Source organism: Streptacidiphilus sp. EB129 (assembly GCF_041262645.1).
Taxonomy (GTDB): domain Bacteria; phylum Actinomycetota; class Actinomycetes; order Streptomycetales; family Streptomycetaceae; genus Streptacidiphilus.
Genome location: NZ_JBGCCS010000093.1, coordinates 1 through 3356, shown reverse-complemented (window position 1 = coordinate 3356; position 3356 = coordinate 1). Strand labels below are relative to the sequence as shown.

3 protein-coding genes and 1 pseudogene are annotated in these 3356 nt (G+C 67.7%); 3 read left to right on the top strand and 1 reads right to left on the bottom strand.

The features are described 5' to 3' along the window. Nucleotides 1–262 precede the first annotated feature (262 nt). Together ABH925_RS37520 and ABH925_RS37515 are read left to right on the top strand one after the other, a co-directional pair. Entirely contained in the window at nt 263–598 is a 336-nt protein-coding gene (locus ABH925_RS37520) for a hypothetical protein (protein ID WP_370156099.1), read from the top strand. Continuing rightward, nucleotides 595–963 carry a hypothetical protein gene (locus ABH925_RS37515; RefSeq protein WP_370156097.1) on the top strand — a complete coding sequence of 123 codons (369 nt, stop codon included), beginning with the start codon at nt 595–597 and terminating at the stop codon, nt 961–963. Before ABH925_RS37520 ends, ABH925_RS37515 begins: the two co-directional genes overlap by 4 nt. 213 nt (nt 964–1176) lie before the next feature. On the opposite strand, the gene ABH925_RS37510 is transcribed toward ABH925_RS37515, so the two are convergent. Further along, the gene (locus tag ABH925_RS37510; protein WP_370156095.1) at nt 1177–2526 is read right to left on the bottom strand and encodes an IS701 family transposase; all 1350 of its coding nucleotides are present in this window, start codon (nt 2524–2526) and stop codon (nt 1177–1179) included. A gap of 319 nt (nt 2527–2845) precedes the next feature. On the opposite strand from ABH925_RS37510, the pseudogene ABH925_RS37505 reads away from it, so the two are divergent. Beyond that, a pseudogene (locus ABH925_RS37505) lies at nt 2846–3256 on the top strand (transposase); the annotation flags it as partial. Nucleotides 3257–3356: the final 100 nt, after the last annotated feature.

Genomic DNA, 3356 nt, shown 5'->3' with positions numbered 1-3356 from the left:
CAACGAGCTTCGCTACTCGGAGAGTTGCGCGGTGGCCGCCCCATGACCAGGGGTCATTCCAAGATCCCTGCTACACCACTCGGCGGGACGCCATCAGTTCCGGCTCACCGCCCCTCTATCGGCGTCCCGAGTATCCAGGTTCGAGGCAGATGTCCAGATTGAGCTCCCCGCTCCCTACCGCGCGTTCCTCACCGAACTTGGTGGCAGCGGGGCCGCACCCTTCTACGGACTGCTGCCCTTGGACAGGTGCGACCTGTTCACCATGGACCCCCAGGGGGACCTTGGCGCTCCACGGGGTTTCACGGCAGCCAACCGAAGAACCGCCGCGGGCGACCTCTTCCTGAACATCATCGAAGCCGGCTGCAGTGATCTGGTCCTGATCGGGATCACCGGGCCGCTCGCGGGGCGGATCCTCACTGGAAACAGCGACGGCTTCTGGGGCCCCGACGTTTCTTCGGCCAGCGACTTCCTGACCTGGTACGAGCGCTGGCTCGATCACATGGCCAGCGGTTGCGACAACCGGGCTTTGGAGCTCACCTCCCCGGGCGCGCGACTCCAGGCGAGCCGCCGGGCACTGCAGAACCGACCCACCACATGACGACCTGGATTCGCTGCCACTGGAAGGAAGAAGACGTCTGGTTCTTCTTCGAACTTGACGGCAACGGGCAAGTCACCAGGCAGATCGAGCTCCAAGGGCCAGAGCTGATCCCCATCGCTGCTGCATCGCTCGCAGAGTGGCTGGAAGCCCAGGCCACCGGTCGGCTCGCCGACTACGAGTCCGAGTTCGGCCTCACCGCACAGATTCCGATCTCGGAATGGCAGGGCCACAGCCCCGAGGCTCTGACCCCTATGGCTTTCGAGGATGCCTGGGTCGCCGCCCGTCGGGACATCGTCCTCCGGCGAACATCGCTTCCGATGGCACCTGAGCGATCGGGCCGCAGATCCTCGGAGTCGTCACTTTAAGTAAATTTTCTTCACAGTAGAAAGTTGCTCCGGGCGGTCGTCGAGCTCATAAGCAACACCGGTGAAGTGTCTGGGGAAGGGTGGCGGCTGTTCCTGTCCGTCGTCGGGGTGAAGGGGACCCTGGATCCGCGGGAGCGGATCCGGCCGGTCACCGAGACCAGCGAGCTATGACACGGCAGCTGTAGATCGTGATGCTGATGGTGTTCCTGCTGGTCATGGCGCTGTGTCCGCGTAGGTGTGCCATCGTCTGTGGGCTTGGCGGGCTCGGTGCTGGTGGCGTCTGCGCCAGGTGGACCAGTGCAGGATGTGGTCGGCGTCGCGTCGAGGTGCGGCCAGGATCAGCAGTCTGAGCAGGCGCAGGAGTTCGTGGCAGGTGACGGGGACGAGTTCGACGGGCTGGTCGTCGATGGGAGCACCGCGTTCGAGGGCGGTGGTGACGGCGAGGAAGGCGTAGGCGACCAGGGCCGTGGTGCTCCACCGGTGCCAGGAGGTCCAGGTGGTGACCTGGCCCTTGTCCAGGCCGGTGGTGGTCTTCGCGGTCTGGAAGTCCTCCTCGATCCGCCACCTGCAGCACACCATCCGCACGAGTTTCGCCAGTGGCACGGGGGCCGGTGACCAGCAGCGGAAGAACGAGACGGTGCCGGTGTAGCGGTGCCGGCGGGCCAGCAGGACCGAGACCCCGGCGTCGTCCTGGCCGTCGGGAGTGTCGTCGGCGACCACCTCCAGCATGGCCCAGTCGTAGTCGCGGGCGCCCTTGGTCCCGGTGCCGGTCCGCATCCGCTGCCAGGCCCGTTTCGGGATCAGCCGTAACGCGTCCTTGCAGGTCATGGCCCCACCGGGGGTGGTGACCTTGTGGTTGGAGCGGACCGCGATCGCGTACCCGAGCCCGAGCGTGCGGCAGGTGCGCCGCACGTGGCGGCTGCCGTAGACCTCGTCGGCGGCGAAGAACCCGGCCTTGACCTGGTTCTCGGTCACGGCCCGGGTGAGCATCGCGGCGGCCATGGCGGGCTTGGTGGCGAAGAGCACCTCGTCGGGGACGCCGGCCAGGTCACGGCGTTCCTCGTCCGCGGCCCAGTCCGAGGGCAGGTACAGGGCCCGGTCGATGATCGTGTGCCCAAGGCTGCTGGCGAAGGAGAGGTGGACCGCGACCTGGCACACCCCGACACCGCCGAGGGACCCGGAGTACTGGTTGCCGGCGCCGACCGCGTCGGTGGAGGACTTCGCGTCGCCGGTCTCGTCGGCGATCAGTATCCCTTCACCGTCGTCCAGGGCCTCGACCGCCCAGGCGGCCGCCTGGTCCAGCACGGCCCGGTCGTCCCAGCTCGCGCGGGAGAGCAGGTGCTGGAACCGGTGCGGCCCGCTGTGCCCGACCGCCTCCGCCAGGGTCCAGCAGTTCACGTCCTCCAGTTCCATGAGCAGGCCCTCGGCCAGCTCGCGGAACGTCCCCCGGGTCTCGCGCCGCGGGAAGCATCCGGCCACCCGGCCCATCAAGTCCCTGAGCCGGTCCCGCCACCGCTCGGGCGCTATCGTGGCCGAGGCCGCCGTGTCATGATCGTGCGTCACAACCCGCCATGATCACGGCGGCCACCGACAACCCTCGCGGACGCAGATCCCCAGCTGACCAGCACCGACCCGCAAAGGTCACGATCTACAGCTGCCGTGTATGAGCAGCTCGGACACAGGGGAGCGGCCGCCGGAAGCGGTGGAGGTCCCGCCCCAAGGCGAAGGCGAACCCCCGCCGGAGATCCTCGCCTACGCCACCGGACACAAGCCGGTCGTGCAGGTGCGGATCGAGGGCCACTGGAGGATCGGTGTCGTCCGAGAACGCCACGACTATGGCCCGGGCCGGACGGCCTACCAGGTCACCCTCGACCCCGGCACCCCCGTGGTCCGGGTGAGGTTCTCGTCTCTCGCCTGCCGACCCTGCCCGCACCTTCGAGACTGTGTCGACTCGCCGAAGGCGGAATACCGTCAGCTGACCTTCCGCCACCACGAAGAACACCAGGCCATCGGCCAGGCCCGTGCTCTGCAGCAGACAGACGGCTGGAAGGAACGCTACAAGATCCGCGCTGGAGTCGAAGGAACCATCTCCCAGGGCGTCCAACGCTGCGGCCTGCGCAGATCCCGATACCGAGGGCTTGCGAAAACCAGCCTCCAACACCAGCTCACCGGCGCCGCCATCAACCTCGCCCGCATCGACGCCCACCTCACCGACACGCCCCGGGCCCGCACACGCATCAGCCACTTCGCAGCACTTCGCCCCGCCGAGCCAACGCTCGACGGGGCGAAGTAAGCCCCGGTGAACTCAACCGGTCAGCGCAACACCCCAGGTAGGAGAGGGTGTGGCGTATGGCAAGGATGGGTCGTCCGGGGATGTCGGATGCACAGAAGCG